Source organism: Bradyrhizobium sp. 197 (assembly GCF_023073375.1).
In the GTDB taxonomy this organism is placed as follows: Bacteria; Pseudomonadota; Alphaproteobacteria; order Rhizobiales; family Xanthobacteraceae; genus Bradyrhizobium.
The window spans coordinates 1-25,497 of the sequence record NZ_JADPJJ010000092.1 but is presented as its reverse complement, the minus strand read 5'-3'; the positions used below and the strand labels follow the sequence as shown (position 1 = coordinate 25,497).

The following is a 25,497-nucleotide window of genomic DNA, read 5'->3' as shown; positions in this document are numbered from 1 at the left end:
GCCGCGCCCGGGCACAATCTGGAGGTTACGGAGAGTGCCTTCGTTCATGACGAAGGCTGAGGGGAGAAACCTGCCATGCGCTTCGACCTCATCGACCTCCAGCTGTTCATCGCGGTCGCCGACGAGCGCAGCATCACCCGTGGCGCCGAGCGGTCGCATTTGGCGCTGGCCTCGGCCAGCGCGCGCATCAAGAGGCTCGAGGACGCGCTCGGCGTCGCGCTGCTCAAGCGCGGGCGCCGCGGTGTCGAGTTGACCGCGGCGGGCGAGAGCCTGCTCGATCATGCGAGGCTCGTCATGCACCAGATCGACGCCATGCGCGGCGATCTCGCCGGCTTTGCCAGCGGCGCCCGGGCGAGCGTGCATTTCCTCGCCAACACCTCGGGTCTGTCGGAGCATCTGCCCAAGGCTCTCGCCGGCTTCCTGCGCGAGCATCGCGACGTCGCCATCGACATCGAGGAGCGCGAGAGCACCGACATTGCGGCTGCGATCACCGCCGGTGCCGCCGATCTCGGCTTCGCCGCCGAGCATGCGCTGCCCGACCATATCGAGCGCTTCGTCTTCAGCGAGGACCGCCTGACGCTGGTGACTTCCAAGCGCGGCCCGTTCGCTGGCCGCCGCCAGATCGATTTTCATGAGGCAGGGGATTGCGAGTTCGTCGGGCTAACCGGCGCCACTGCGCTTCAAGTGCATATTTCGAAGCACGCTGCGCGGCTCGGCATGCGTCCGCATTTCCGCGCGCGGCTGCGCGATTTCGACGCGATCTGCCAGATGGTCGCCGCCGATGTCGGCGTCGCGCTGATGCCCGAAGCCGCCGCCCGCCGCTGCGCAAAACTGATGCCGCTCGCCATGGTCCGCCTGCGCGACGCCTTCGCCAACCGAAGGCTCGTGATCTGCGCGCGCAGCTTCAAGACATTGTCACGGCCGGCGAAGATGCTGGTGGAGCATTTGAGGGCGACGGCGGCGGTGTGAACTCTGCGCTACTTTGCCGTCTCCACCCCGGCGTCCTTGATCACCTTCGCCCATTTCTTCGTCTCGTCCGCGATGAACTGCCGAAAATGCTCCGGCTCGTCGCCGACCAGCGTTGCGCCTTGGGCGGCGAGCTTCTCCTTCACCGCGGGATCCGCCATCGCCTTTGTCGCTAAGCCATGCAGTGCTGCGACGATCTCCTTCGGCGTGCCCTTCGGCGCGACCATGCCGTACCAGTTCTCGATACGCAGGTCCGCAAAGCCCGCTTCCGCGGTGGTCGGGACGTCAGGCGCGGTGGCGGAGCGCTCGGCCGAGCCGACCGCGATCGGCCGCAGGGCGCCGGCCTTGACCTGCGGCAGCAGCACGGGGAGATCCAGGAACGTCATCTGCACCTGTTGGCCCAGCAGATCGTTCACGGCCGGCGCCGCGCCGCGATAAGGCACGTGCACGATGTCGATCTTGGCCGTCAGCTTGAACAATTCACCGGCCAGATGCGGCAGGCTGCCGGGGCCGGAGGAGGCGAAGTTGAGCTTTCCGGGCTGCGCCTTGGCGAGCGCGATCAGCTCGCCGATGTTTTTGGCCTCTACATTGGTGGCGACCACGAGCATTTCCGGAACGGTTGCGACCAACGTCACCGGCGTGAGGTCGTGGAGCGTATCGTATGCGACCCGCTCCATGCTCGGGCTAATCGCCAGCGCGCCGGCGCTGGAGATCGCGATGGTGTAACCGTCAGGCGCAGCCTTGGAGACGGCATCGGTGCCGAGCACGCCGCCCTGGCCGCCGCGATTGTCGATCAGCACCGGCTGGCCCGACAGCTCCGACATGCGCTGACCGATCACCCGCGCGATGATGTCGTTGGGGCCGCCGGCCGGGAACGGCACGATCAGCTTGATCGGCTTGGCCGGGAAATTCTGCGCGGAGGCGAGCGTCGGAAACAGAAGCAGGGTTGCGAGAAGGAGCGTACGCCGGTTCGTCATGCAGGCTCCTTGTGCGGCCTATCCGTTGAGCAGTTTCAGTGCTTCTTCATGAACCCTGGCGTCGCCGGCCGCGATGATGCGGCCGCCGCCCTGCGCCGGCTTGCCTTCCCAGGTGGTGACGACGCCGCCGGCGCCGGTCACGATCGGGATCAGGGCCGCGATATCGTAAGGCTTCAACTCGGTTTCGACCACGAGATCGACGTGGCCTGCGGCCAGCATGCAATAGGAGTAGCAGTCACCGCCATAGCGCGAGAGACGTGCGCCCTTCTCGATGCGGCCGAAGATGGCGCGGTCGCGCTCGTTCATCAGCAGCGGGCTGGTGGTGTAGGTCGTCGCTTCCGACAGCGAAGCACAGCGCCGGACCTGGAGCCGGCGCTCGCCGGAGGGGCCCTTGTAATGAGCCGAGCCGCTGTCGCCGGAAAAGCGTTCGCCGATGAAGGGCTGGTGCATCATGCCGTATACCGGCGTGCCCTTGTGCAGCAACGCGATCAGCGTGCCCCAGATCGGAAAGCCGCCAATGAAGGATTTGGTGCCGTCGATAGGGTCGAGCACCCAGACATAGTCGGAGTCCTCGCGCTCGTTGCCGAACTCCTCGCCGACGATGCCGTGCTGGGGGAAGCTGGCCTTGATCAGCCGCCGCATCACCGCCTCCGCGGCGCGGTCGGCCTCTGTCACGGGGTCGAAATCCTTGGTCTTGCTCTTGTCGTCGATCGATAGGGAAGTGCGGAAGAACGGCAGGATGGTTTCGCCGGAGACGGTGGCGAGCCGTTCGATGAAGGCGGAGAAGTCGATCACCGTCACGGCGCATCCTCAAAACGAAAGTCGGGTGAAGCTCACTCCTGCCTAGCTCAAATCGGAGGGATCGTGCAGCGCTGTCTTGCTTTCGCACCCTGGTATTTTGGATGCCGGAAGCGTTCGCCTCGTCAAAGACCACTCACTGGGCAAATATCGATCATTGAGTTGAAACCTTAGTTCCGGATCTGCCTCGTTCGTATGCAAATGACTATCAACCCATTGAATTTCCTTATCAAAGGAACTGAATCTGGGTTTCTCTAGAAGCAACCGAGCTATGTCCTCATTGCATGGGAAACCGCTCGAAAGCCCTTGCACTTTGTGCGTCGCGGCCGCATATTGTTGCGGTGCGGTAGCGCTTCTCGCGTTACTGCTGCCCTCCTTGGGCGTTTCCTCCCTAGACTTGGGCCGCTTCTTCATCAGAAGCGGCCCTTTTTTCTTTCAGCCTCTAATTTCTTTCAGCCCTTGGCTTTCATTTCAATGCGCGCCGCGAAACGCGTTCGCGCTTGATCGCACCCAACACAATCGTTCGAAGAAAACGTCGCGCCTATTCGGCCGCGGCCTGGAACGGGCCGAGATCGCCGAACGGGATCGTGGTCGCCAGCACGTCGGCGAGCACGCCGAAGTCCGACGCCACTTGCGCAAAACGCGGACTGCGCTCGCGCCGCCGCTCGTCCATGTAGATCGCACGGTTGAGTTCGAGCTGGACGGCGTGGAGGCCGCTGGCCGGGTTGCCGTAATGCTCGGTGATGAAGCCGCCCGCATAGGGCTTGTTGCGGCCGATCGAATAGCCGAGTCCGGTCATGGTCTCCTCGACCCTGTCAGGCAGGAGCGGCGTGCAGCTCGTGCCGTAGCGGTCGCCGATCACGATGTCGGGCCGACGTGGCTCGTCGCGGGAGACGCCGACAGAGGGCATCGAGTGGCAGTCGACCAGCACCACGGTGCCGAACATCTGGTGCACCTTGTTGATCAGCCGGCGCAGCGCGCGATGGTAGGGCTTGTAGAGCGTCTCGATCCGCGCCAGCGCATCTTCAACCAGGATGCGGTCGCGATAGATCTCCTGGCCGTCGCCGACCACGCGCGGAATGGTGCCGAGCCCTCCGGCAACCCGCATCGAGCGGGTATTGGCGAAGCTCGGCAGGCGCCCGGTGAACATCCGGGGATCGAGCTCATAGGGCTCGCGATTGACGTCGACATAGGAGCGCGGAAAGTTGACCCGCACGGTCGGAAAGCCGCGCTCGCTCAGCTGGGCGATCAGCTCGTCCATGAAAGAGTCTTCGGACCGCCGCAGCTGCGGCAGGTCGATCCGCGATGCCGCGAGGAATTCGTCCGGATAGGTCGAGCCGGAATGGGGCGAGTTGAAGATGACAGGCGCGCGCCATTGCGCGGGCTCCACGATCTCGAACGCTGGCGACATGTCGCCGTCAAACCGGGTCATCTTCTTAGGCTTCGTCCCTTGTTCTCAGGCTTCGTCCCTTGGCGCCGCAGGATCCGGAAAAGGGGCCAGATCGAATTGATTCGGCCGATCGAGCGGCTGTTATGTGTCGTCATTGTCCGGAATCGCAACCATCCTGCCAAGCGAAAAGATGTGATCTGCGCTGGAACATGTCTTAACCCTGCGGGCATCGAGATGGGGATCGACCAACGCGACTTCATTGCTTCGAGCCGCATTCGGGTTCACAAGGGAGCCGCGCCGGTCGGGCCAAGGTAAAGATTTTCACCCGAAATTTACCCTCTGTCGGGCTTAGTGACCTCTGCTGATGCCTTGTAATTGTCTTGGGGATTCGACGTTCCAGCCATGCCAAAAATCCTGCTCGCCGAAGACGACAACGACATGCGCCGTTTCCTGGTCAAGGCGCTGGAAAACGCCGGTTTTCAGGTCTCGTCCCACGACAACGGCATGGCCGCCTATCAGCGGCTCCGGGAAGAGCCGTTCGAGATGCTGCTCACCGACATCGTGATGCCGGAGATGGACGGCATCGAGCTCGCCCGCCGGGCTTCGGAACTCGACCCCGACATCAAGATCATGTTCATCACTGGCTTCGCAGCGGTCGCCCTGAACTCGGATTCGGACGCCCCCAAGAACGCGAAGGTGCTGTCCAAGCCCGTGCATTTGCGCGAATTGGTCAGCGAAGTGAACAAGATGCTGGCGGCCTAAATCGGCCCCCTTCCGTCCTTGCACCGGCTCTCCTGAGCCGTTATAGGGTCCCGACCCGATCTAGACGACATCTAGGGCGCGTAGCTCAGCGGGAGAGCACTACCTTGACATGGTAGGGGTCACAGGTTCGATCCCTGTCGCGCCCACCATCCTTCGCTCGCGGTACCGAGTGAAGGATGCCTTGCCGAAGCCCAGCAGGCATCGGCCAAGTCCAAACAACCGAACGTGTGCGGCCCGCGCAGCCCGGACTACGCTTCACGAGATCCGGAAATCTCGTCATCCGGCACGAAACCCTGATTACGCTTCGTCCGATCCGGGCTACGATGTGGCCTCAGATACGAGGCCGCCCATGAGCGTTTCCGTCATCGAACAGGCGAAGATTCAGGCGCAAGTCCTGGTGCCGCTGGTGAAGGCGCTCCAGGCCGAACTCGGCGAGGCGCGCGCCAACGCGCTGGTGCGCACCACGCTCGGCAATCTCTATCGCGGCTACGGCGAGGAATTCTGGAAAGCCAGGAACGAGACCGATCTCGGCAAGGCCGTATCATCGGCGTTCAGGGCCTATGCCCGTGACGACGCGCTCGCCTATGACGTCATCGAGCAGACCGAGGACGTCTTCGCGTTCGACGTGACGCGGTGCGCCTATGCCGAGTTCTACAAGGCGCTGGACGAGCCGGAGCTCGGCTTTCTCCTGGTCTGCACCGCCGATTTTGCGACCGCAGAAGGGTTCGGTCCCGACGTCGCGCTGACGCGGACGCAGACCATCATGCAAGGCGCGCCTCATTGCGATTTCCGCTACCGGCGCCATCCGGCCGGACCTCGGTGAAGGGAATGCGGACCATGCGAGCGAGCTGTCTTGCCGTGGCGGTACTGTCGCTGATTGCGTCGCGGGCCGACGCAGCAATCATCGACTGGCAGGCCGAGCTCCAGCGCTGCCGGGCGTTGCGTGAAAACGTGGCGCCACTGCTGCAGGCCGGCGAAGGAATATCCGCGGTCGGCCGCTCCAATAGATCGGTCCGTCGCTGCATCTGGATCCAGCGCATGGCGGTGCGCAAGAAAATCCCCGGCGCGGAGGTTTGGTAGAGACATCTGCAGGTGCACTACCCGTTGCTTGCGCCTCAGGATGTCGGAGCTGAAGGAGCAGTTGCTCCCCGCCAGAACGCCGTTTGCAGCGGCAACTGATGCCGGATCATGGCGACACCGTCGATGACCTTGAGGCCACGGGCCGCGCAGGCTTCCATGAATCCAGTGCGGCGGGCAGCGATGATGTCGAACACGGCGCAATCCTTCGGCAGCTTGGCCGGATCCATCGGCAACGCGTCGGTCGCGTGCAGGCCGAGCGAGGTGGCATTGACGCACAGGCCTAAATCGTCGAAGCGCTCCTCGACACTGATGTCGAGATCAGGGAATTGTCCGCGCAGCTTTGCCGCCAGCGTCTCGACCGGGCCGGGCACCTCGTTGAGGATGCGCAGGCGCCTCACACCTGCCGCCGCGAGCGCATGGCAGATCGCGCGGCCGGCGCCGCCGGCGCCGATCACGACGGTGCCGCGGTCGGGATCGAAGATGCCGGCCTCGCGCGCGGCGTTCAGAAATCCGCCGCCGTCGAAGGATTCTCCGACGAGCTTTCCATCGGCTTCGATCCGGATGGTGTTGACCACGCCCTCGAATGTCGCGGCAGGCCCGACCTCGTCGCAGAGCTCGAACGCGGCCGGCTTGTGCGGCATGGTCAAAGTGAAGCCGGCGGTGCTCGGCGACTTTGCCAGCGCGCGGATCGTCTCGGCGAGATGCTTCGGCTCGACGTCCATCGGCATCATGTGCCAGTCGAGGCCCTGCTGCTCGAAATAGGGCGTGTAATGGCGCGGCGCGCCAACATGACCGGCGGGATGGGCGAAGATGAAGACGGTGCGCGATGCGCCGGTCGGAAGCTTCATGACCTCATCCCTTGACCGCGCCGGCCGTGAGCCCGCTGACGAGATAGCGGCGCACGGCAAGCGAGAAGATCAGCACCGGCGCCATCACCAGCGAGCCGCCGGCGGCGATCTTGCCCCATTCCCAGCCTTCGTAGTTCATGAAGTTGACGACGGCGACGGGGGCCGTGCGCGCATTGGTCCGGGTCAGGATCAGCGCGAAGAAGAAATCGTTCCAAGCGTAGAGGAAGCACAGGATCGCGGTCGCCGCGATCCCCGGTGTCACCATCGGCAGCACGATCTTGGTGAAAATCGTCCGGGTCCTTGCGCCGTCGACGAGCGCTGCTTCCTCCAGAGAGACCGGGATGGTGTCGAAGAACGGCTGCATCATCCAGATGACCAGCGGCAGGTTGAAGCTGGTATAAACCAGCACCAGGCCGGTGATAGTGTCGAGCAGGCCGATCCAGCGGTAGAACAGGAAGAATGGGATCGTGAACGCAATCGGGGGCGCCATGCGCGTGACCAGGATCGCAAAGGAGAGCGCGTGCTTGCCGCGTCCGGCCCAGCGCGACAACGCGTAGGCGGCGGGCACGCCGAGCAGCAGCGCGAGTGCGGTCGAAAACGAGGCGCTGAGCAGACTGTTGACGAAGGAAGCCGAGAACGCGCTGTGCCAGAGTGCGCTGTAGTGCTCCAGTGTCGGCGTGAAGATCAGCGGTGGCGGGAATTGCAGGATCTGGTCGTTCGATTTGAAGCTCATCTGCAACAACCAGAGGAACGGCGAGAGCAGGATGAGCAGGGTCACCATGATCGCGGCCAGCCGGCCGGGCGTCGCCTTGCGTGAGGTGGGCGCGTTCATGCCATCGCCTCCCGGCGCCGTCCCATCCAGACCAGGCCAAGGCTGACGCCGGCGACCAGCAGCAGCATCACGACCGTGACCGCGCTGGAATAGCCGATCTCGTTAGTGTCGAAGGCGAGCAGATATGCATAGTAATTGGTGACTTCAGTGACTGTGCCGGGGCCGCCGCTGGTCAGCAAAAAGATCAGCGGGAACGCCTTCACGCTGTCGATCAGCCGGAACATGCCCGATATGACCAGGATCGGCATGATGAAGGGCAGCGTGACGTACCAGAAGATCTGCAGCGTGCTGGCGCCGTCGACGAGGGCTGCTTCCGAATATTCATCCGGGATGGTCTGCAGCGCCGCGAGAACCATCAGGAAGGTGAAGGGCAGCCATTCCCAGGTGTCGGCGATGATGATCGCGGTCAGCGCGAAATCGACGCTCGATGTCAGTGCCGGCATGGTGAAATGCAGGGCTTGTGCCGCGTAATAGAGCGGGCTGATGTCGGGCGTGTAGATCAGCTTCCAGATCACCGCGACCACGATCGGCGGCAGCACCATCGGAATCAGGAAGAAGGTGCGGGCGAACTCGACAAGGCGCGACGGCACGTTCAGCAGCAGCGCGAGCAGCATGCCGAACAACACCTGGAACAGCACGCCCCAGCAAGACAGCTTGGCCTGCACCCACAGCGAATTGACGAAACGGGGATCGCCGGGTAGCAGGCCGTAGTTGCGGAGCGGCGCGCTGAAATCGGTGGCCGAGCCCGGCATCGTCAGCTGGAATGGCGTGAGGCTCGTCACGACGAGATAGATCGCCGGCAGCACGGCGATCGCGAACAGCACGATCAGGCTCGGCGTGAGCGCGAAGGCGATGAACCTGCGGCGCTCTCCGTCAATTCCACTCTCGCTCAAAGCTGCGTCCCGGAACGGCGCAGTGCGGCGATAGCCTGGTCCTGCGCCGCGTTCATCGCGTCCTTTGCCGGCAGCTGGCCGGTTGCGACCTGCTCGAACGCCTTGTTGAGGACGTCGCCCACGATCGGGAATTCCTTCACGGTGCGATAGGCCATGTAGTTCTCGCCCTTGGCCGGCAGCTCCAGCACTTCGAGATAGAGCGCGCCGAGGTCCTGGCCGTTCACCGTGTTGAGCTTGCGATAGGCCTCGCTGGTGATGATCGAGCGCCGACACACCGAGGAATGACCGTGCTCCTTCACCAGCCGCATCGAGATGTCGGGCGAGAGCGCCCATTTGATGAATTCCCACGCGGCTTTCTTGTTCTTGGCGTTCTTGGGAATGCCGAGCCCCTGGCTGTTCGACGCCGGATAATCATGCACGGGACCGGCGGGCGAGCGCACCACGCGCGAAGTCTCCTTCACCTTGCTCTCGTCGGAGAGCAGGATCGGCGTCACCCAGGAGCTGGAATGGATGAAGATGTTGGAACGTCCCGTGAGCAGCGACTGCCGCGCCTGGTCCTCGGTATAGGTGAGCACGCCCTTCGGCGCGTTCTTCAACAGATTCGCGTAGAACTCGATGCCCTGGATGGTCTCCGGCGTGTTCAGCGCCGGCATGATGTCGCCCGGCGGCTTGCGGAAGATGTCGCCGCCAAAGCCCTGGATGTAAGGCGGCAGGTTCCAGTGATGAAGCTGGAAGGATGTGATGCCGCTCACGCCATCGGTGCCGTTGATCTCGGCGCAGACCTGCTGGAGCTCGGCGAACGTCTTGGGGATCTTCAGCCCCTTCTTTTCCATCAGGTCCATGCGCGACAGCCCCATCAGCATCGCGCCGCCTTCCCAGGAATAGCCATAGGTGCCGCCCTTGGCGTCGCGATAGGGCACCTGCGCGCCTTCGACGAAGTCCTTGGGATTCCACTCGGCGGGCGTCAAATTGGGATCGCCGGTGAATTCATTGAGATCGGCGAGCAGCCCCGCAGCGACCCAGCGCGCAGCGAGGATGAAGGTGACGTTGACGAAGTCGTAGGCCGAGCCACCCGAGGACAGTTCGAGATTGGCCTGCTGGTTGTAGACCGGGAAGGCCGAGAGCTGCAGGTCGACCTTTATGCCGGTTTGTTCCTCGAACTCGGGAATGTACTTTTGCAGCAGCGTGAAGAAGCGGTGCTGGAACGAGGCGCCGTGCAGCGTCACGCCGGCAAATGGTTTTGTCTGCGCGATCAGCGGCGCGGGGAACGCGGCTAGCGCCGCGGTCGCGGCACTGGCCTTGAGCAGTTTACGGCGGGTGAGCGAACTCGCGCGCGATGCGTTCTTCATCTTGATCTCCCTCAATATTGTATGCCGGTTTCAACGCGCCCGTCTGGTGCGGGCCTTCTCGTCCTCGGTGTCCTTTTTCTTCTGGCGCGACATGGCCGAGACGATGTTCTGTTCGGTGAGATCCATCAGCTTGTGCATGGCCTGGCGCGCGCCGTCGGGATTGCGCGCCCAGATTTCCTCAAGCACCGCGCGATGATAGGGCAGGCTCTTGCGCGGCGCGCCCGGATTGGTGCTCGACAAGTTGAACGACATCCGCAGTGCGGCTGCGACCGTGGCGCCAAAAGCAATCAGAAAATCATTGCCCGTGGCGATGAGAATGCCGCGGTGAAACTGCAAGTCGGGCTCGGCATAGGCGACGCGGTCCATTCCGGCAGCGTCCATGCCGCGATAGGCCCGCTCGATCCTGGCAAAGTCTTCGTCCGTGCCGCGCGTCGCGCAAATCGCGCAGGCCTCGGGCTCGACGATCCTGCGGATCTCCATGATCTGCTTGGCAAACTCCTGCGTCGGCAACGCCGTCAAGGTCCAGTTCAGCAGTTCCGCGTCGAGCATGTTCCAGTCGAAGCGCGCGCGCACATGCGTGCCGGCCTTCTGCTTCGAGGCGATCAGCCCCTTCGCCTTCAGGAGCGAAAGCGATTCGCGCATCGATGCGCGGCTGACGCCGAAGCGTGACGCAAGCTCGATCTCGCGCGGCAGGGTCGCGCCTTCGCGCCACACGCCGGTGAGGATCAGCCGCGCCACCTCGCGGGCGACGTGACCGCTTGATTGCTGACTGTCCTTGCTGTCGGCCTTTGCCACGTTGATCCGGCTCTGCTGGGTTTAATGTCTGATATATTGCGGCTGCGAAGAAATGACCGGCCATAAACGCGGCCGTTCTGAACGATAATCCAGCCAATGGCAGTTTGACAAGAATTATTATGTCAGACATATTTTCTCCTCTCCCAATGCCGCGTAGGACAAAACAATCGTGACAAAGCCCCACATCGTCCTGGTCATGACCGACCAGCAACGCTTCGACACGATCGCGGCGACGGGCCATCCCTACATGAAGACGCCGAACCTCGATCGTCTGGTGCGTGAAGGCATCTATTTCGATAATTGCTTCATCAATGCGCCAAGCTGCGTTCCCTCGCGCGCGGCATTGTTCTCCGGTCTCTATCCGCACGCCTCGGGCGTCCTGAAGAACGGGCAGCACTGGCAGAGGACCTGGGTCAGCAATCTGGCGGAAGCCGGCTATCACTGCGTCAATGTCGGCAAGATGCACACGATCCCCTATGACGCCAAGGCTGGCTTTCACGAACGCTTCGTGGTCGAGAACAAGGATCGCTTTTTCGAGGGACGCTGGTTCGCCGACGAGCTCGACAAGGCCTTCGCCACGCACAAGCTGACAAAGCCGTCGCGCGCCGGCTATCGCAGCCTGCCGGATTATGGCGACCGGATGGGCGCGTTCACCTGGGAGATGCCGAAGTCGCTGCATCCGGACATTTTTGTCGCCGAGACCGCGATGTGGTGGCTGGAGACCCGCCCCAAGCCGGAAGCGCTGTTCATGCAGATCGGCCTGCCCGGACCGCACCCGCCCTATGACCCCTTGCCGGAATATCTGGAGCATTATCTCGCGCGCAACGACCTTCCGGTGCCGCAGCCGACCGAGGCCGAGATCGAGGGGCTTCCGGCGTATCTGAAGGAGAAGCGGCGCCATGACACCGAGGTCGACCACGACGCGGTGTCATGGAAGCTGGCGCCGACGCACGAAGAGATGCGGCGCCTGCGCGCGCATTACTATGCCAACGTCACCATGATCGACGAGCAGATCGGCCGCCTGATCGAGGTGCTGGAAAACAAGGGCTACCTTGACAATTGCGTCGTTGTCTTCATGTCGGACCACGGTGACAATCTCGGCGAACACGGTCTCAGCCAGAAATGGTCGATGTACGAGCCCGTCACCCGCATCCCGCTGCTGTTCTGGTCACCAGGACTGTTCAGCGGCGGGCGGCGAATCCGCGAAAAGTGCCAGCTGTTCGATCTGGGCCCGACCATCCTCGATCTTGCCGGCGCGCAGCATCCAAAGCCGTTCCAGGCCCGCAGCTTGCTGCCGGCGCTGAAGGGCGAGGAATGGAGTGGCCGCGAGTTCGTGTTCAGCGAGCAAGCCGGCGACGTCGCCATGACCGGCGCGCGGCTGATCACGATGGTGCGCGATGACCGCTGGAAGGTCGTGTTCATCCACGGCGCCGAGGACGGGCAGTTGTTCGATCTCGAGCGCGATCCGCTTGAACAGCGCAATCTCTGGGGTATGCCTGAGCATGCCGGAATCATCAGCCGTCTCAAGGATGCTTTTATCGACTGGCGCCAGAACAGCCTGCTGGAGACGATGGATTTGAACGCGGCGGTGCGTTGACGGCGCTCCCTCGCCCGGTCCCGGCAGGCCTAACGCATATGGCGAGGCTGCGAGAGTGCTCGGCCTTCATAGTTCGAGACGCGCCGTAAGCGGCGCTCCTCACCATGAGGGTCTACAGTCTTGCCGGAGGGTCTACGGTCTCGCCGCGCAACAGGACCTCATCCTGAGGAGCCCGCTAAAAGCGGGCGTCTCGAAGGATGGCCACAAGGAAACAGTGTCGATCAATCAATCAGATACTTCCTCACCGCCGCCTCGTCCCACGCAATGCCGTTGCCGGGCTCCTCGCACGGCAGCGCAAAGCCGTCCTTGATCTGCAACCGCGTCGCCAGCACCGCGTCGGCCCAGTCGACATATTCCAGCCAATGCGCGGTCGGCGTCACGCAAAGCAAATGCGCGCTGACTTCCGAGAACAGATGCGTCGACATCTCGCTGCCGGCGGCATGCGCGAGCGCCGCGGCGCGCAGCCAGCCGGTGACGCCGCCGATGCGCTGCACGTCGGGCATCACGTAGTCGCAGGCTTCCGCCGACAGCGCGGACTGCATCGCGAACGCGCTGTCAAAGTTCTCGCCGATCTGGACCGGGGTGCGCAGCGCATCCGCGATACGGGCGCAGCCGGAATAGTCGTCGTGACGGATCGGCTCCTCGATCCAGGTCAGCCCCTCATCGTCGAGCATCTCGCCGCGGCGGATGGCTTCAGTCACCGTCAGCGCCTGGTTGTAGTCGCACATCAGCGTCACGTCGTCGCCGACGGCCTTGCGCACCGCGCGCACCACCTTCAGGTCTTCCCGCGCATCGGGGCGGCCGACGCGGATCTTTGCGGCCTGAAAGCCCTCGGCCAGCAGCTTGTGAGCTTCCTCCACCGCGGCACCCGCCGGCATGATGCCGAGGCCCTTCGAATTGTAGGCTCTGACCGGTTTCGGCGTCCCGCCGAGCAGCCGCGCCAGCGGCAGGCCGCGTGCGCGCGCCAGCGCGTCCCATGCGGCCATGTCGATGCCGGATTGTGCCATCCGCTGCAGGCCGGCGAGCCCCAGCAGCGTGAAACGCTGGGTCAGCTTGCGCTCGATCTCGAACGGCAGCAGCTCGTCGCCGGCGACGAGGTCCGACATTTCCGTGACCATCGCCGTCAGCGGCTTCAAGGCCGAGGGCGTGATCGAGAACAGATAGGCGTGCCCGCGCACGCCCTGGTCGGTCTCGCAGTCGATCAGCACCAGCGGCGCCTTTGCGACAGCCCCGGTCGAGGTCTTGAGCGGCAGGTTCATCGGCACGATCACGGGGCGCGCATTGAAGCGCTTGATGCGGATGGTCTCGGTCATTTGGAGGAGCTCCCGGCGGAGTGAATGCAGATCTGGGTCGATTTTAAGCATTCGTCATGAAACGAAAAGGCATTTGCCGCAACCACCATAGACTGACGTTGCGCCTATCGCGCAGCACCTTCGGTGAATGCGGTTTCGATCACCTCGCCGAAGGGTTGCCAGGACCGGCCGTCGAACTGGACCAGCCGCATCTGCCTGATCGGCAGGTAGCTGTTCGGCGAGGTGTTCATCCTGATGTTGGGCAGCGCGACGGAAGGCTGATAACTCTTGAGCGAAGCTGCCTGACGCATAATGTTCTCGCGCGAGAAGTCGCCGCCGCATTGCTTCAGCACCTGCGTCAGTGTCTCGGCCGCGGCGTAGCCATAGAGCGCCGCGCTGTTGTTGGTGCTTTCGACGTGATGGTACTTGTCCATAAAGGCGAACCAGTCCTTCATGGCAGGATCGTCTTTCCACGCGGGATCGCTTGGATCTTTCAGAAAGGCTGCCGAGATCACACCGGCCGAATTCTCCAGGCCTGCGGGCGCCATCGCGTTGGCGATCGAGGCGGAGGCGTCGTTGACGATGAAGACCGGGCGCCATTTCAGTGACGCCGCCAGCTTGATCACCTTGGACGCCGTCGACGGCACACCGAGAAAGACGAAAACATCGGCGCCGGCGCGTTTGAGGATCGAGACGTGTCCGTCGAGATGCTCGTCGGCAATGTCGAAGGCGATGTCGACGAGGATGAGACGGTTCAGATCGCCAAGACCTTCCTCGATGCCCTTGAGGAGCGAACGCCCGAACTGGTCGTTCTGCCAGAGCACTACGATCTTCTTCCGCGGATAATAGGCTTGGATGTAGTTGGCGTAGATGCGCCCCTCCGACCGGAACGGCGGCTGCCAGCCCATGGTCCAGGGAAACGCCTTGGCCTGGCTCAGCTCCTCGTCGCCGGATGCGACGAACAGCTGCGGGATCTTCTTCTCGTTCAGATACCAGCGCGTGGCGAGATTGCCGGGCGTGCCGAACGAGCCGAACATCAGGTGCACGTCGTCCGTCTCGACCAGATTGCGGGTCAGCTCCAGCGCGGTCGCCGGGTCGGAATTGTCGTCGCGGGTGATGAAGCGGATCTTGCGGCCGTTGATGCCGCCACGCGCGTTGACCATGTCGAAATAGGCGGCTTCCGCCTGGCCGATGGCGCCGAATTCGGAGAGCGGTCCTGAATACGGCATGACGTTGCCGATGCGGATTTCGTTGTCGACGGAGGATTGATCGGCGCGCTCCTGGGACATCGCCCCGAGCGATGCCAGGGCAACCATCAACACGAACAGCATCCTGCCGGAGACGCGCATGCTCGATACCTTGACGTTGGCCCTGATCGAGGTCGGCACAATTTGCACCAGGGCCGCTTGATCTAGGTCAAGCGCTTGTCGATCGTGTGGCCTGATGGCTCCGTTCGACCGTGCGCGGCGCGCTCGGAGCCACACGGCAGCCTCGCTGACGCTGATAGCGGGGTGCCGCTACGGCAACCCGCGCGCCTCGAGTTGATGCACCAGCAGCAGCGTCGGCTCGGCGAGGCTGTCGCCGGAGCCATCGAGGCCGAAGGCGCTCGCGATGCCGTCGCGGCTGCGCAGCAGTGTGGCGCGCGGACAATGGCCGGCGCCGCAGAGCGTCTTCTTCAGGGTCTCGCCCTGTGCCACGAGCCCGGCGGAATCGTCCGCGGCCCAGGCCAGCACGATCGGCACCTCGACATTGAGGATGCCGGGGAAGACCGAGCGCTTGTCATACTGGCGGGCGTCGCTGCCGAGATACGCCTTCTCGCTGTCGCTCGCGTCTTTGCCCGCGCGATAGACCCCGGACACCAGCACGACCGCCGCGACATCGGCGCGGTCGGTCTGGAACTCGGGATGGGCCAGCAGGGTGGCGACATGGAAGGCGCCAGCGCCGTAGCCAACCGCGACGATTTCGCGGGCATCGCCATTGAACAGGTCGATATTGCCGTGGATCCAGGACAGCGCCGCCGCCACGTCGGTCGCCCCGGTGGGCCAGGTCGCCGAGGGCGCCAGCCGGTAGCTGACGCGCACGCCGATCATGTCGTTACGCGCGGCAAAGCACATGGCCTGGTCCTGGATCTGCCGCGACAGCTCCGGCGCGGCGTGGTCGCCGGTGAAGGTGTCGCCGGCCACGAACAGCAGCACCGGCCGCGGGGTATCCGCCTTGGCCGTGCTGGTGGCGATATCGAGCACATTGGCTTCGCTCTCGCCGTAGCGCAGGCCGCGCGAGAAGGTGACCTGCTCGCACAGCCGCGCGGTGCCACCGGCGCTCGTGTCGTTGTCGGTGAGGCCCACCCGGACGAGATCGGACGGCGCGGCCGGAAGCATCGGCAACGGAGCGTGCGCGGAGGCTGCCGTCACGCCCAGAATTAGAAAAAATGCGAGATAATTCTTCATGTCGGTGTCGGCCCCGCGTGCCCGATATGGGCTCGCGCGTTTGGCCTGTCTTTTCAATTCGCCTTATTAGTTAGTTGGCCTTGAGGCGATTTCACGGCACCCCGGTTTCGTCCTCCCGGCCCGGTTCAATTCCCCGGCCGGAACGTGCAATCCGCCCCGCCGCCGTCCTTCCGCCTGATGGCATTGGGGTCGATCGTGCAGCTCAGGTTCGTCAGGCTCTCGAAATTCGATCCCGCCGCGCCGTCGGGCGGAATGCCGGCCAGCGCTTCGGTGGCGAATATCTCGTTGGCCGTGGAGCCATTCACCGTCCTGGTCTTCTTGCCGAAGGCGACCGCGCAGTTCCGGACGGTGATGTCGACGTTGCCGGTGCGACAGACGATTCTATCGGCCGTCACCACGATCGGCTTCTTGTAGGGAATGTCGCTGTTGGCGGCGAACAGCATCGCCATTGCCTTCTTCTCGGCGCCGGACAGAACCGGTGACAGCGGCGCGATCACCCCCGCGAGCGCCAGCGCCGTCGAGCCGGAGACCTTTGCCGGCGTCGCGCCGGAGGCACCGGCGACGCCGGACGCGGTTGCGACAGCGAGGGCGAAGATCAATCGAACGGGTCTCATTCGTGGCTCCCTGGACCCGCAATCGCGGCTTCCTTCCTGGGCGGCGCGTGGAACCAGTTTAGCATGTAAACGCGAATTGGAAGGCAAGTTCGCCAGGCCTTGCGCCTGTGCGCGGCGCGGCTGTTTTGCATCGAGGTGTCAAACGGTTACGCCGCAGGGCCGAGCCTCGCGCCGAGAACGCCGTTCTACTGTGCATGGGGTTGTTTTCGCGTTTTTTGTCTTGGCCGGCCCGTCAGGCCTGCTTCATCGTCCGGAAGGTGATGGAGTAGCGGCGCGCCTCGACCGGCGGGATGCTGTGCTCCCATTGCGACCGCGCCTCGCCGTCCATCATGTAAAGCGAGCGCGGCAGGGCTTCGAGCGTGTGGCGCTCCCATTTGTCGCCGCTACGGCGGCGGAAGCGGAATTTGCAGGACGAGCCAAGCGACAGGCCGAGGATCTCTTTGAAATGCGGCTTGTCGCGATGCCAGCCGATCCCGACGCCCGCGTCGTATTCGGTGCAGAGCACCTGCTGGACGCTGCCGCCAACGAGGCCCGCCCATCTCTCGACCTGATGCGCGAGGGGCAGCACCCAGTCCGGGATCGGCTCGGCCTCCGCCAGCCGCTGCAGGGCGTAGTCATAGCGATAGCCGAAGGACGCCACCCGGCGGTTGCCCTCGAAGGCGCCGAACTGGAAGCGCTGGAGCGGCAATGCCGCGATGCGGCCGATCAGCGCCTGCTCGGCGGCGGCCTCGATAAAATTGTCCGTGTAGCGAAGGCCGACGGGGCCTTCTTGCGGATCGGCGAACAAACCAAGCTGCGTCATTCCTCGCATTTCCGTGATGGAACCTAATGGCTGCTGATGCGACTTACATATGACGCAGGAAGTAATGTGCGAGGCTGTCATGGCACAGAAGCATACCGCCGATCCGGCAGAGATCATGCGGGCAACCGGTCATCCTGAGCTGGAATACGCCGCCGGCTGGACCATCGCCGGTCTGGTCACCATCGGCACCATCGTCGCCGCCTGGGTGTTCGCGATCTAGGCTATTGGAAACGGCAGCTCGAAGGCCGCGCCCTCGTCGGTCGGCTTCAGCCTGATCGAGCCGCGCAGCCGCTGCGCCATCGCTTCGGGCCGCGCTCTTGATCGAGGCTTGATGGGCATAGACAATACGCAAGAAGGCGGCGGACCAATGCGCTCCGCTGCTTCGGCGGCGGAGCACATTCCGCCAAACTTCATATCGCGCTTGGGAAATGCAACCGAGCCATGACGGATCGCGCGGTCGCGCGACCTTGCGCAAACGTACGGGCAGGGGCAGTCTTCGCGGGCGGCACGCCGCCAATAAGATGTGCTTACAAGATATCGGCGAGGAAGCTCATGGCGGTGACGCGGATCGACTGCGACGTCCACCCGGCTGTTGGTGGCACGCGCACGACGCTGCTGCCCTATCTCAGCGATCACTGGAAAGAGCAGGTCGTGAGCCGCGCCATCGACGGACTCGATCTCACCTCCTATCCACCGAGCATGCCGCTGGCGGGCCGCGCCGACTGGCGGCCGGCCAATGGCACGAAGCCTGGTTCCGATCTCGCGATGGTGCAGAAGGGCGCGTTCGAGCAGCTCGGTGCCAGCCACGCGATCCTCAACGTGCTCTATGGCGCACAGGCCGTGTTCGACCCCTACATGGGGGCCGATTTCTGCAAGGCGATCAACGACTGGATCGCCACTGAGTGGCTGTCGCGCGATCCGCGCCTGCGGGCTTCGATCGTGGTGCCGATGCAGGATCCGGATCTGGCGATCGAGGAGATCGAGCGCCGCGCCGGCGACAATCGCTTCGTCTCCATCCTGGTGCTGGCTCAGGGCGAGACGCTGCTGGGGCGGCGGCATTTTTGGCCGGTCTATCGGCTCGCGGAGAAATACAAGCTGCCGCTCGCGATCCACGCCGGCACGCAATATCGGCAGGCGCCGAGCTCAGCCGGCTGGCCGTCGCACCGCTACGAATATTACTTCGTCGAGGCGCAGGCGTTTCAGGCGCAGATCTTGAGCCTGATCTATGAGGGCGTGTTCGGCAAGTTTCCGAACCTCAAGGTCGTGCTGATGGAATCCGGTGTGAGCTGGCTGCCGACCTTCATGTGGCGCGCCAACAAGACCTGGCGCGGGGTGCGCGTCGAGGTGCCCTGGGTCGAGCGCGAGCCGGCTGCGATCATCCGCGACAATTTTCGCGTCACCATGCAGCCGTTCGACGCGCCGGCCGACGCCAAAAGCGTCGAGGAGATCATCGACCAGATCGGCTCCGAAAAGATGTTCCTGTTCGCGTCCGACTATCCGCACTGGCAGTTCGACGGCGACGATCCGATCCCGCCGAACCTACCGAAGAGCATCATCTCGAAGATGTGCGTCGACAACCCGCTGGAGACGTTTCCGCGGCTGTCGCTCGCCAACTGACTTTGGAGGTTCGCATGAGTGAAGTCATCGACCGTCCGCTGCGTGAAGACGAGAAGCCGATGGCGACCCGGCTGCGCATCGTCGATTGCGACGTGCATCCGAGCCTGCATTCGTTCGACGATCTCAACGAGTTCCTGCCCAAGCGCTGGCAGCAGCATCTGAAGGAATATGGCAGCCATCTGCGCACGCCCTATCTGTTCACCACGCCATATCCGCGCTCCTCGCCTTTGATCGCCCGGCGCGACGCCTGGCCGCCGACCGGGGGGCCACCCGGCTCTGATCTCGCCTTCATGCAGAAGCAGCATCTCGATCCGCTCGATGTCGAGTTCGGGATTTTGCAGGTGCTCGATCTCTTCATCTTCTCGCAGCAGAACCTCGAATTTGGCGCCGCGATTCAGCGTGCCATCAACGACTGGCAACTGGCGTTCTGGTCGCATCGCGACCCGCGCCTGAAGGCTTCGATTCTGGTCGGCCAGGATGGCGTCGACCTTGCGATTGCCGAAATCGAACGTTGCGCGAAAATCGGCGAATACATCCAGATCAACGTCTCGCCGCGCGCCAACGAGCCGCTGGGCCGCCGCCGCTACTGGCCGATCTACGAACGTGCCCAAGAACTGGATCTGCCGCTCGGCATCCATGTCGGCGGCTATGGCGGGCATGCGCCGACCGGCGGCGGCTGGCCGTCCTATTATGTCGAGGAGCACCAGTCCAACGCACACACCATTGCGGCGCAGCTTGCCAGTCTCGTGATCGAGGGCGTGCCGGAGCGCTTTCCAAGATTGAAGTTCGTCTTCATCGAGGGCGGCTTCGGCTGGATCCCATCTGCGATGTGGCGGATGGACCAGCACTTTGCGCGCTTCCGCAGCGAGGTGCCGCATCTCAAGCGCAAGCCGTCGGAATATGTGCGCGAGCATTTCTGGTTCACGACGCAACCGATCGACGAGCCTGACGAAGCCCGGCATCTGCGCTCGCTGATCGAATGGGTCGGCATCGACCGTCTATTGTTCTCATCGGACTATCCGCACTGGGACTTTGACGATCCGCGCTTCGCTTTCAAGACGCCGCTGACAGAAGCCGAGCGGACAAAGATCTTCAGCACCAATGCCCGCGCGGTCTATAAATTCTGAGAGCGGTGTGAGCGAATATGGCCCGTCACATCGTTGCGTCCACCTCGGAGATCCCGCCCGGCGGCAACAAGGTCGTCGACGTCGAGGGCCGCGACATCGTCGTGTTCCACGTCAATGGCGAGTTCTTCGCGCTGCTGAACCGCTGCCCGCACGAAGGCGCGCCGCTGGAGAAAGCGGCGTGCGTGGCGCGGCTGACCTCGCCCGAGCCTGGCATCTATCAGCGCTCGCGCGTCGGCGAGATGCTGCGCTGTCCCTGGCATGGCTGGGAGTTCGACATGCGCAACGGCCAGTCGTGGTTCGACCCGAAGCGCGTCAAGATAAGGTCATATCCCGTCGCGGTGGAGCGAGGCGAGGAACTCCAGAAGGGCCCGTATGTTGCCGAGACGTTTGCGGTGCATGTCGAGGACAGCTACGTGATTGTCGAAGTCTGAGCAGCCGTTTCGGATTGTGATTTCGCCGCAGGTGGGATAAGCCTCGCCCGCATTTATGGCGGAGACGAGCTTTGTCCAAACAGTCCCTGCGTGAGGAGGCCGAGCGCCTGATCCGCGAATCGATGGAAAAGAAGACCGTCGTCGTCAAGCAGGGCGATACCCGCATCGAGGCCGTCTGCGGCAAATGCGGCGCCCCGAACCGGGTGCAGGCGCCAAAGGGCCAGTCCCGCATCAAATTCGTCTGCAAGAATTGCGGGCATCAGCAAGAGACGCTCTAACCCTCATCATGAGGAGCCCGCTGGAAGCGGGCGTCTCGAGGGATCGAGGCCCCAGCTGGGCCTGCATGGTTCGAGACGCGCGTTCCGCGCTCCTCACCATGAGGGGCTCACGGCTCATCTAATCCCCCTCGACAAATCTCTTGAACGCATCCGCATAATCCGGGTGCCAGCGTGACAGCGGCGGGCGGTTCTCCACGATGTCGCCGGCGGCCCACAGCATGCGCTTTTCGTCGAGCACGCGCGGGACGTCGTTGTCCGGGCACAGGATGTAGAAATCGCCGGCCTCCAGCCGCGCCAGCATGAAATCCACGGTCTGCTCGGCCGTCCAGGCGCCCGCCGGCTTTTCAGTGCGGCCCTTCGCGGTGAGGCCCGTAAAGACGAAGCCCGGAATCAGCAGATGCGCGGTGATGCGGCAATCCCTGGTGCTGCGCAGTTCGTGCTGGAGCGCTTCCGTAAAAGCCTTCACCCCGGCCTTGGAGACGTTGTAGGCGGGATCGCCAGGCGGCGTGGTGATGCCCTGCTTCGAGCCGGTGTTGATGATGAGGCCGGCCCTGCCGCGCGCGATCATGTTGGGCGCGAAGATGCGCGAGCCGTTGATGATGCCCCACATGTTGACGCCGATGACGCGCTGCCAGTTGTCGGGTTCGCCGAACAGCGTGCTGCCGGGCTGGATGCCCGCGTTGTTCATGAGAATGTCGGTGCCGCCGAAGCGCTCGTGCACGGCGCGCTCCAGTTGCGTCACGCTCTCGGCCTTGCTGACATCGACCGCGAAGGTCATCACATGTGTGGCAGAAGTGATGGATGACAGTTTTGCGGCGGCCTCCGCCAGCCGCGCCTGATCCACATCGGCGATACACACCTTCATGCCGCCGCGCGCGAACGCTGCGGCGGCGGCGAATCCGATGCCGGACGCTCCGCCGGTGATCACGGCAACATTGTCTTTGACGATGGCGGGGTGCGGCATGGATCGTCTCCGGGAGAGGGGCTCGGTCGGGCTATAACATGGCGCTCGCGCGACCCTGCACAAGTCGGCATGGGAGGTCTTCGTTCCGCACCGACTTTACGCCTATCCGGCATCGCAGTATTCTATCGACCTAACGATCCCGCCCAGATCGAACCAATCAATCATTTGACAGGGAGTTCAGCCATGGCTGTGTCGCAGGCAATTCCGATCACGCGCCATCCATTCGCCAACGGGTCCTACAAGCAGATGCTGATCGACGGGAAGTGGGTCGATGCTGCCTCCGGCAAGCGCTTCGAGACCCACAACCCCGCCACCGGCGAACTGCTCGCAACCGTCGCCGAGGGCGACAAGGAAGATATCGACCGTGCAGTTGCTGCCGCCCGCCGCGCCTTCGAAGGGTCCTGGAGCAAGGTCAAGCCATTCGAGCGGCAGAACCTGCTCCTGAAGCTCGCCGACCTCGTCGAGAAGAATTTCGACGAATTGTCGCAGCTCGACACGCTCGACATGGGCGCCCCGCTCAGCCGTACCCGCGCCTATCGCCTGCGCGCCGTCGGCATGCTGCGCTACTATGCCGGCCAGACCACCGCGATCCACGGCGAAACCATCGAGAACTCGCTGCCCGGCGAGATATTCTCCTACACGCTGAAGGAGCCGATCGGCGTCGTCGGCGCCATCATTCCCTGGAACGGCCCGCTGACCGCAACGATCTGGAAGATCGGTCCGGCGATCGCGACCGGCTGCACCGTCGTGCTCAAGCCCGCCGAAGAAGCGCCGCTGACCTCGCTGCGCATCGCCGAGCTCGCGATGGAAGCGGGCGTGCCGCCCGGCGTCATCAACGTCGTGCCGGGCTATGGCGAGACCGCGGGCGCGGCGCTTGCCTCTCACCAAGACGTCGACAAGGTCGCCTTCACCGGCTCGCATGTCACGGGCCAGTCGATCATCCGTGCCTCGGCCGGCAACCTCAAGCGTGTCTCGCTCGAACTCGGCGGCAAGTCGCCGGACATCGTGTTCGCGGATGCCGATCTCGATGCGGCCGTGCCTGGTGCGGCGATGGCGGTGTTCGCCAATTCGGGGCAGATCTGCAGTGCAGGCACGCGGCTGTTCGTCGAGCAGTCGATCTACGAGGAATTCGTCGGACGTGTCGCCGAGTTCGGCAAGAAGCTGCAAGTGGGCAACGGCCTCGATCCCAACACCCAGATCGGGCCGCTGGTCTCCGAGCAGCAGCTCGAACGCGTCACCAGCTATCTCGACATCGGCCAGAAGGAAGGCGCCAAAGCGCTCGCCGGCGGCGGCCGGGTCACCGAAGGCGCGCTGTCAAAGGGCTTCTTCGTTTCGCCCACCGTGTTCGCGGGCGTTCAGGACAACATGCGGATCGCGCAGGAGGAGATCTTTGGACCGGTCATCTCCGCCATCGCATTCAAGGACATGGACGAGCTGGTCAAGCGCGCCAACACCACCACGTTCGGCCTGGGCTCGGGCCTATGGACGCGCGACGTTAGCAAGGCACATGCGGTTGCGAAGAGGCTCCGCGCCGGCTCGGTGTGGGTGAATTGCTACCAGGCGATGGACCCGGCAGTGCCCTTCGGCGGCTACAAGATGAGCGGTTACGGCCGCGAGTCTGGCAAGCAGCATGTCGAGGAATATCTCAACGTGAAAGCCGTCTGGATCAAGACGGCGTAACACCCGTTCTCTCCTGCGTTCCGCGAGAGGGAATATCTGTTTTTGTAGGGGCGGCGCCTTTTCCGGTGGCCGCCCCTCGCTATATGATCCGCATCCTTTCTTAGCCATTGGGGCCCACATGAAATTCGAGGCGTTGTTCAAACCGTTGCAGGTCGGTCCGTACAAGCTCGCGCATCGCGTCGCGATGGCGCCGTTGACGCGCATGCGGGCCGAGCGCGAGAGCTTTTCGCCGCGGCCGCTCAACGCCGAATATTACGGTCAGCGCGCCACCCGAGGCGGCCTGCTCATCGCCGAGGCCTCGCCCGTGCTCTCGCACGGCCGCGGTAACCCGGCGACGCCCGGCATCTATTCGGAGACGCAGATCGCCGGCTGGCGCAAGGTGGTCGACGCCGTGCATGCCACGGGCGGCATCATCTTTCTCCAGCTCTGGCATGTCGGCCGCGTCTCTCATTCCTCTTTTCACGGTGGTGAGCTGCCGGTCTCGGCCTCGGCGATCCCGATCAAGGCCGAAGGCGTGAAGGCGATGACCGCCGACGGCAAGATCTCCGACTACGAGACGCCGCGCGCACTGGAGACCGATGAGGTCAAGGGCATCGTCGAGGCCTTCAGGCAGGGCGCGAAGAACGCGCTGGCTGCGGGCTTCGACGGCGTCGAGATTCATGGCGCCAACGGCTATCTGCTCGAACAGTTTTTGCAGTCGCGCAGCAACCAGCGCACCGATCAGTACGGCGGTTCGATCGAGAACCGCGCGCGGCTTCTGCTCGAAGTGACGCAGGCCGCGATCGACGTCTGGGGCGCGGGCCGCGTCGGCGTGCGGCTGTCGCCCCACGGCATTGCCAATGATTCCGGCGAGCCCGATCCGATGCCGCTCTACACGCATGTGGTGAAGGCGATCGACAAGCTCGGTCTCGCCTATTTGCATTTCATCGAACCGCGCTCCAGCGGTTCGGGGCGAGCCGAAGTCAACTGGCAGAACGTGCCGTCGGCGATGCTGCTGTTCCGTCCGCTCTACAGTGGTGTGCTGATGACCGCCGGCGGCTTCACAGGCGAGACGGCGAACGCCGCGATCGCGGAGGGACATGCCGACATCATCGCCTTCGGTCGCATCTTCATCTCCAACCCCGACCTGCCGCGCCGCCTGCGGCACGATTACCCCGTCACGCCGTATAACCGTGCGACGTTCTATGGCGGCGAGGAGAAGGGGTATACGGACTATCCGGTGTATGACGAGCTGACGCCGGCGTAGACTTTTCCGTGGCCCGGATAGTGATGCTCCGACCGCCAGCATAATTTCCGTCATTGCGAGCGAAGCGAAGCAATCCAGAATCTTTTCCGCAGAGACAGTCTGGATTGCTTCGCTGCGCGTAACTGCCCAGGTGGCCGTTTGTATTCTCTTGACTGACCACATGTGTTTGTGAGTCAAGGTATGGGTGACGCCGCCAAATTCCTCATTGTCTGTGGATGCCCTGCTGGCCCTGATTGGGGAGTTGCAGGAGCGCAACCTGATGTTGGAGCAGCAGAACGCATTGCTGACGGTGCGTGTGGCCGATCTGGAGCGTCGGCTTGGTCTGGATAGCTCCAATAGCAGCAAGCCGCCTTCGAGCGATGGACCGGGCCAGGCTTCTCGCCGGACACAGAGCCTGCGTGAGCGAGGGTTGAAGAAGCCCGGCGGCCAGCCCGGCCATGCAGGCAAACACTTGAAGCGGTCCGAACGGGTCGATCATACGATCATGCATCGCCCTGTCAGATGCGGGCGCTGCCGAATGGCGCTGGAGGGTGAACTGCTGGAACTTGTCGGCAGCCGTCAGGTGTTCGATCTGCCGGCGCCGGCGCCGCTGCTCGTCACGGAGCATCAGCTCCATCGTTGCAAATGCAGCGGCTGTGGCGCGGTCACGACAGGATCGTTTCCACCCGAGGTAAGGGCGCCGGCGCAATATGGCGTCCGGTTGGCCGCTGTG

Annotated in this window: 28 protein-coding genes and 1 tRNA gene; 14 read left to right on the top strand and 15 right to left on the bottom strand. The window is 63.7% G+C overall.

The features are described 5' to 3' along the window. Positions 1-75: 75 nt before the first annotated feature. Entirely contained in the window at positions 76-969 is an 894-nt protein-coding gene (locus IVB27_RS20535; protein WP_247445081.1) for a LysR substrate-binding domain-containing protein, read from the top strand. 8 nt (positions 970-977) lie between these two features. Here the strand turns inward: IVB27_RS20535 and IVB27_RS20530 are convergent, their stop codons facing one another. The 3 genes from IVB27_RS20530 to IVB27_RS20520 form a co-directional block, all read right to left on the bottom strand. Further along, a complete protein-coding gene (locus IVB27_RS20530; protein WP_247445079.1) occupies positions 978-1,943 on the bottom strand; it encodes a Bug family tripartite tricarboxylate transporter substrate binding protein in 966 nt (321 codons plus the stop codon). Positions 1,944-1,961: 18 nt separating this feature from the next. After that, on the bottom strand, positions 1,962-2,744 hold the full coding sequence (gene hisN / locus IVB27_RS20525; protein WP_247339684.1) for a histidinol-phosphatase: 783 nt from the start codon (positions 2,742-2,744) through the stop codon (positions 1,962-1,964). Positions 2,745-3,282: 538 nt separating this feature from the next. After that, positions 3,283-4,173, bottom strand: coding sequence for an N-formylglutamate amidohydrolase (locus tag IVB27_RS20520; RefSeq protein ID WP_247445078.1), 891 nt, complete (start codon positions 4,171-4,173; stop codon positions 3,283-3,285). A gap of 360 nt (positions 4,174-4,533) precedes the next feature. Here IVB27_RS20520 and cpdR point away from each other — a divergent pair, with 360 nt between their 5' ends. The 4 genes from cpdR (at position 4,534) to IVB27_RS20500 (ending at position 5,973) form a co-directional block, all read left to right on the top strand. Next, positions 4,534-4,893 carry a cell cycle two-component system response regulator CpdR gene (cpdR, locus tag IVB27_RS20515; RefSeq protein ID WP_007597092.1) on the top strand — a complete coding sequence of 120 codons (360 nt, stop codon included), beginning with the start codon at positions 4,534-4,536 and terminating at the stop codon, positions 4,891-4,893. A gap of 74 nt (positions 4,894-4,967) precedes the next feature. Continuing rightward, positions 4,968-5,042, top strand: a tRNA-Val gene (locus tag IVB27_RS20510). Positions 5,043-5,242: 200 nt separating this feature from the next. After that, on the top strand, positions 5,243-5,716 hold the full coding sequence (locus tag IVB27_RS20505) for an L-2-amino-thiazoline-4-carboxylic acid hydrolase (RefSeq protein WP_247339690.1): 474 nt from the start codon (positions 5,243-5,245) through the stop codon (positions 5,714-5,716). Positions 5,717-5,730: 14 nt separating this feature from the next. Next, positions 5,731-5,973 (top strand): hypothetical protein, encoded by a 243-nt coding sequence (locus tag IVB27_RS20500; protein ID WP_247339815.1) that lies wholly within the window; start codon positions 5,731-5,733, stop codon positions 5,971-5,973. 35 nt (positions 5,974-6,008) lie between these two features. Here IVB27_RS20500 and IVB27_RS20495 read toward each other — a convergent pair whose 3' ends face one another. Genes IVB27_RS20495 through IVB27_RS43305 form a run of 5 tightly spaced genes read right to left on the bottom strand, consistent with a single transcriptional unit; the run spans position 6,009 to position 10,690 of the window. Continuing rightward, entirely contained in the window at positions 6,009-6,821 is an 813-nt protein-coding gene (locus tag IVB27_RS20495; protein ID WP_247445077.1) for a shikimate dehydrogenase family protein, read from the bottom strand. Positions 6,822-6,825: 4 nt separating this feature from the next. Beyond that, the gene (locus IVB27_RS20490; RefSeq protein ID WP_247339693.1) at positions 6,826-7,653 is read right to left on the bottom strand and encodes a carbohydrate ABC transporter permease; all 828 of its coding nucleotides are present in this window, start codon (positions 7,651-7,653) and stop codon (positions 6,826-6,828) included. Then, positions 7,650-8,546, bottom strand: coding sequence for a carbohydrate ABC transporter permease (locus IVB27_RS20485; RefSeq protein ID WP_247339695.1), 897 nt, complete (start codon positions 8,544-8,546; stop codon positions 7,650-7,652). Before IVB27_RS20485 ends, IVB27_RS20490 begins: the two co-directional genes overlap by 4 nt. Beyond that, positions 8,543-9,895 (bottom strand): ABC transporter substrate-binding protein, encoded by a 1,353-nt coding sequence (locus IVB27_RS20480; RefSeq protein WP_247445076.1) that lies wholly within the window; start codon positions 9,893-9,895, stop codon positions 8,543-8,545. The genes IVB27_RS20485 and IVB27_RS20480 overlap by 4 nt, the downstream gene beginning before the upstream one ends. A gap of 30 nt (positions 9,896-9,925) precedes the next feature. After that, complete coding sequence (locus IVB27_RS43305) at positions 9,926-10,690, bottom strand: FadR/GntR family transcriptional regulator (protein WP_247445075.1); 765 nt, start codon at positions 10,688-10,690, stop codon at positions 9,926-9,928. A gap of 169 nt (positions 10,691-10,859) precedes the next feature. Between IVB27_RS43305 and IVB27_RS20470 the strand changes: the two genes are divergently transcribed. Continuing rightward, positions 10,860-12,287 (top strand): sulfatase family protein, encoded by a 1,428-nt coding sequence (locus IVB27_RS20470; protein ID WP_247445074.1) that lies wholly within the window; start codon positions 10,860-10,862, stop codon positions 12,285-12,287. 221 nt (positions 12,288-12,508) lie between these two features. Here the strand turns inward: IVB27_RS20470 and IVB27_RS20465 are convergent, their stop codons facing one another. From IVB27_RS20465 to IVB27_RS20445, 5 genes are all read right to left on the bottom strand, one after another. Then, the gene (locus IVB27_RS20465) at positions 12,509-13,600 is read right to left on the bottom strand and encodes an enolase C-terminal domain-like protein (protein ID WP_247445073.1); all 1,092 of its coding nucleotides are present in this window, start codon (positions 13,598-13,600) and stop codon (positions 12,509-12,511) included. Between the two features lie 104 nt (positions 13,601-13,704). After that, positions 13,705-14,928: an ABC transporter substrate-binding protein gene (locus IVB27_RS20460; protein ID WP_247445456.1), complete on the bottom strand. Its 1,224-nt coding sequence runs from the start codon at positions 14,926-14,928 to the stop codon at positions 13,705-13,707. A 168-nt stretch (positions 14,929-15,096) separates the two neighbouring features. Continuing rightward, positions 15,097-16,026 (bottom strand): alpha/beta hydrolase, encoded by a 930-nt coding sequence (locus IVB27_RS20455; protein WP_247445072.1) that lies wholly within the window; start codon positions 16,024-16,026, stop codon positions 15,097-15,099. 125 nt (positions 16,027-16,151) lie between these two features. Next, entirely contained in the window at positions 16,152-16,640 is a 489-nt protein-coding gene (locus IVB27_RS20450; RefSeq protein ID WP_247445071.1) for a hypothetical protein, read from the bottom strand. A 232-nt stretch (positions 16,641-16,872) separates the two neighbouring features. Beyond that, positions 16,873-17,442 (bottom strand): alpha-ketoglutarate-dependent dioxygenase AlkB, encoded by a 570-nt coding sequence (locus tag IVB27_RS20445; protein WP_247445069.1) that lies wholly within the window; start codon positions 17,440-17,442, stop codon positions 16,873-16,875. A gap of 79 nt (positions 17,443-17,521) precedes the next feature. Here IVB27_RS20445 and IVB27_RS20440 point away from each other — a divergent pair, with 79 nt between their 5' ends. Beyond that, positions 17,522-17,662, top strand: a complete 141-nt coding sequence (locus IVB27_RS20440; protein WP_164718835.1) for a hypothetical protein — start codon at positions 17,522-17,524, stop codon at positions 17,660-17,662. Here IVB27_RS20440 and IVB27_RS43000 read toward each other — a convergent pair. Then, positions 17,659-17,781 carry a hypothetical protein gene (locus IVB27_RS43000; protein WP_256468448.1) on the bottom strand — a complete coding sequence of 41 codons (123 nt, stop codon included), beginning with the start codon at positions 17,779-17,781 and terminating at the stop codon, positions 17,659-17,661. The two genes, IVB27_RS20440 and IVB27_RS43000, sit on opposite strands and share 4 nt — an antisense overlap. A gap of 213 nt (positions 17,782-17,994) precedes the next feature. On the opposite strand from IVB27_RS43000, the gene IVB27_RS20435 reads away from it, so the two are divergent. From IVB27_RS20435 to IVB27_RS20420, 4 genes are all read left to right on the top strand, one after another. After that, positions 17,995-19,059 (top strand): amidohydrolase family protein, encoded by a 1,065-nt coding sequence (locus IVB27_RS20435; RefSeq protein WP_247445068.1) that lies wholly within the window; start codon positions 17,995-17,997, stop codon positions 19,057-19,059. A 14-nt stretch (positions 19,060-19,073) separates the two neighbouring features. Continuing rightward, positions 19,074-20,186, top strand: a complete 1,113-nt coding sequence (locus IVB27_RS20430; protein ID WP_247445067.1) for an amidohydrolase family protein — start codon at positions 19,074-19,076, stop codon at positions 20,184-20,186. A gap of 17 nt (positions 20,187-20,203) precedes the next feature. Further along, positions 20,204-20,617: a Rieske (2Fe-2S) protein gene (locus tag IVB27_RS20425; RefSeq protein WP_247339726.1), complete on the top strand. Its 414-nt coding sequence runs from the start codon at positions 20,204-20,206 to the stop codon at positions 20,615-20,617. 71 nt (positions 20,618-20,688) lie between these two features. Beyond that, a complete protein-coding gene (locus tag IVB27_RS20420) occupies positions 20,689-20,895 on the top strand; it encodes a zinc ribbon domain-containing protein (RefSeq protein ID WP_247339728.1) in 207 nt (68 codons plus the stop codon). Positions 20,896-21,013: 118 nt separating this feature from the next. On the opposite strand, the gene IVB27_RS20415 is transcribed toward IVB27_RS20420, so the two are convergent. Continuing rightward, complete coding sequence (locus IVB27_RS20415) at positions 21,014-21,859, bottom strand: SDR family NAD(P)-dependent oxidoreductase (protein ID WP_247339730.1); 846 nt, start codon at positions 21,857-21,859, stop codon at positions 21,014-21,016. A gap of 183 nt (positions 21,860-22,042) precedes the next feature. Here IVB27_RS20415 and IVB27_RS20410 point away from each other — a divergent pair, with 183 nt between their 5' ends. The 3 genes from IVB27_RS20410 to IVB27_RS20400 form a co-directional block, all read left to right on the top strand. Next, positions 22,043-23,539 carry an aldehyde dehydrogenase family protein gene (locus IVB27_RS20410; protein WP_247445065.1) on the top strand — a complete coding sequence of 499 codons (1,497 nt, stop codon included), beginning with the start codon at positions 22,043-22,045 and terminating at the stop codon, positions 23,537-23,539. Positions 23,540-23,657: 118 nt separating this feature from the next. After that, positions 23,658-24,785: an alkene reductase gene (locus IVB27_RS20405; RefSeq protein ID WP_247445064.1), complete on the top strand. Its 1,128-nt coding sequence runs from the start codon at positions 23,658-23,660 to the stop codon at positions 24,783-24,785. Between the two features lie 184 nt (positions 24,786-24,969). Then, positions 24,970-25,497, top strand: a 528-nt coding sequence (locus tag IVB27_RS20400) for a DUF6444 domain-containing protein (protein WP_247445063.1), incomplete at its 3' end; no start/stop codon positions are given.